Below are 3,019 nucleotides of genomic sequence, written 5' to 3' on the forward strand. Positions count from 1 at the left end.
TAATTTTATGTACGTAAAGTGACAACTTATGGTTTTATAAAATATAAAATTTAACATTTATTTATATATTGATAAGTGAACTACACCTGACTTTATTACGTAATTTTATAAAAAAAATAAATAACTATGAAAACAAAATTTATAGCATTGTTATCCGTATTTATGCTTGTTAGTTGTAAAAACGAAGCACAAACGAATGCTAAATCTGAGTTGATTGCAAAAACTGGAACTATGAATAAAGAAAACATTTACCAATTTAAGGTTAAAGATTTAAGTGGAGATGAATTTGATTTTGCTTCTCTAAAAGGAAAGAAAATACTAATTGTGAACACAGCGTCTAAATGTGGATTGACTCCTCAGTACAAAGACTTAGAGGCAATTTATGAAAAATACAAAGACAAAAATTTTGTAGTTGTTGGATTTCCTGCCAATAATTTTGGAAAACAAGAACCTGGAACAAATGATGAAATTGGTGCTTTTTGTCAGAAAAATTATGGTGTAACTTTTCCTATGATGAGTAAGGTTTCTGTAAAAGGAAGTGATATGTGTGAATTGTATCAATTCTTAACTCAAAAATCTAGAAATGGTTTGCAAGACAGTCAAGTAGAATGGAATTTTCAAAAATATTTAATTAATGAAAATGGTGAATTAGAAAAAGTAGTTTCGCCACAAGTACTTCCTACAGATGCTGAAATTGTAGATTGGATTTCAAAATAAATAGAGAAAGAAATAAAATTAATCCCTTTGCTAGTAGTAAAGGGATTTTTTATGCGCAACGAATTAGTAGCTTCAAATAATTTTATTTACTTTTACACACCAAACAACCACTTCATTATGAGTCAAAAAATATTACTCACTGCAAAAGAAGTTAACATCATTCTACATCGTTTGGCTTGTCAGTTAATTGAGAAGCATCTTGATTTTTCTGAAACCGTTTTAATAGGTTTACAACCAAGAGGAAAGTTTCTGGCAGAGCGAATTAAGCAAATTTTAGAGCAAGAATACAAAGTAGCAAGCATTCAACTTGGTTTTTTAGACATAACATTTTTTAGAGATGATTTTCGTCGAGGTGAAAAACCATTAGAAGCCAATAAAACCCAAATAGATTTTTTAGTAGAAAATAAAAAAGTGGTTTTCATTGATGATGTTTTGTATACAGGAAGAAGCATTAATGCAGCATTAACCGCAATTCAATCGTTTGGAAGACCATCTGAAGTAGAACTTCTGACTTTAATTGACAGAAGATTTAGTCGTCATTTACCAATTCAACCCGATTATAGAGGAAGGCAAGTAGATGCCATAAATAATGAAAAAGTGAAAGTTTGCTGGATTGAAAATGATGGAGAAGATGCTGTTTATTTGATTTAGAAAAAGTAATTACAACTACAACACAACTAACTATATAAATGAAAGAATTAAGTGTAAACCATTTATTAGGAATAAAATACCTTGTAAAAGAAGACATCGATTTGATTTTTGAAACGGCTGACCATTTTAAAGAAGTCATCAATCGACCAATTAAAAAAGTACCTTCTTTGAGAGATATTACTATTGCTAACATCTTTTTTGAAAACAGTACAAGAACAAAATTATCATTTGAATTAGCTCAGAAAAGACTTTCAGCAGACGTTATAAGTTTTTCAGCAGCACAATCATCGGTTAAAAAAGGAGAAACACTAATTGATACAGTAAACAATATACTTTCAATGAAGGTGGATATGGTGGTGATGCGTCATGCAAATCCTGGTGCAGCTTATTTTTTATCTCAAAATGTTAAAGCAAGTATTGTAAATGCTGGTGATGGCGCACATGAACATCCAACACAAGCTTTGTTAGATAGTTTTTCGATTAGAGAAAAATTAGGTGAAGTTGCAGGAAAAAAAGTGGTTATTGTAGGTGATATCTTGCATTCTCGTGTAGCACTTTCAAATATTTATGCCTTACAAATGCAAGGTGCAGAAGTTAAAGTATGCGGACCAAAAACATTAATTCCAAAATATATTGAAAGTTTAGGAGTTTCTGTTGAACCTAATTTAAGAAAAGCTCTAGAATGGTGCGACGTAGCCAATATGCTTCGAGTTCAGAACGAACGAATGGATGTAAATTACTTTCCATCAACTAGAGAATATGCACAACAATATGGTGTTGATAAAGCGTTATTAGATTCGTTAAATAGAGAAATAGTAATCATGCACCCAGGACCAATAAATCGTGGAGTTGAAATTACTTCAGATGTAGCAGATTCTCAACAATCGGTTATTTTAGAACAAGTTGAAAATGGTGTTGCAATTCGAATGGCAGTGATTTATTTATTGGCAAGTAAAATCAAACAGTAAAAAAAAATAATATTTAGTTTCTCATTGATGAGATTCTGAAATAAGTTCAGAATATATGAAAGTAGATCAAAAAGGACATACAACGATAATAAAGGATACTCAAGGTGATGTAAAATTATTTCTTGAAAAAGTAACACGTGAGCACAATAGTTTTAAATCTCAAAATTTAATTCTAGACATTACTCATGATAAAGAAGTTACTTTAAAGGATATTAAATTGTTTTCTGATTTATCAAAAGCTCACCAAAAAGGAAAGAAATCATTTGTAATTGTTGCCGATGGAATTGATTTTAATGCTGTCCCAACAAAGTTAATTGTTGTTCCTTCTTTGCAAGAAGCTAACGACATCATAGAAATGGAAGAAATTGAACGCGATTTAGGATTTTAAAAGTATGAAATTAGACAACAAAACAATAGTATACATATATATAGGAGTTTTATTTATTTTAACTTACTTATTTGCTAGCAGATTAATTACAAGTTTAAAAACTCAAGAATTTGATTATTTAAGACTTTCAGTAAATCTTGGATTATTAATTTATATTATAATTAAAGTCGTGAAATTAGGTAAAATAGAGAATGATAAAACGGATTAGTTTTTATGATAAATATTAAATTAGCCTATTTACTTTTAATTATCTCAATTATAGCGTTGATTTTTAGTGTTGTTTTCGGATTTTTAG

At 29.5% G+C, this 3,019-nt stretch carries 4 protein-coding genes; all 4 read left to right on the forward strand.

Translation table 11 applies throughout. From position 1 onward, the window contains the following. Positions 1-126: 126 nt before the first annotated feature. The 4 genes from ACIQ06_RS16090 (at position 127) to ACIQ06_RS16105 (ending at position 2,724) form a co-directional block, all read left to right on the forward strand. On the forward strand, positions 127-717 hold the full coding sequence (locus ACIQ06_RS16090; RefSeq protein ID WP_396147949.1) for a glutathione peroxidase: 591 nt from the start codon (positions 127-129) through the stop codon (positions 715-717). A 117-nt stretch (positions 718-834) separates the two neighbouring features. Beyond that, positions 835-1,368, forward strand: a complete 534-nt coding sequence (pyrR, locus tag ACIQ06_RS16095) for a bifunctional pyr operon transcriptional regulator/uracil phosphoribosyltransferase PyrR (protein WP_298309051.1) — start codon at positions 835-837, stop codon at positions 1,366-1,368. A 38-nt stretch (positions 1,369-1,406) separates the two neighbouring features. After that, the gene (locus ACIQ06_RS16100; protein WP_396147950.1) at positions 1,407-2,336 is read left to right on the forward strand and encodes an aspartate carbamoyltransferase catalytic subunit; all 930 of its coding nucleotides are present in this window, start codon (positions 1,407-1,409) and stop codon (positions 2,334-2,336) included. A 55-nt stretch (positions 2,337-2,391) separates the two neighbouring features. Continuing rightward, complete coding sequence (locus tag ACIQ06_RS16105) at positions 2,392-2,724, forward strand: ribonuclease Z (protein ID WP_396147951.1); 333 nt, start codon at positions 2,392-2,394, stop codon at positions 2,722-2,724. The last annotated feature ends 295 nt before the right edge of the window (positions 2,725-3,019 follow it).

Source organism: Flavobacterium sp., assembly GCF_044341265.1.
Taxonomy (GTDB): domain Bacteria; phylum Bacteroidota; class Bacteroidia; order Flavobacteriales; family Flavobacteriaceae; genus Flavobacterium.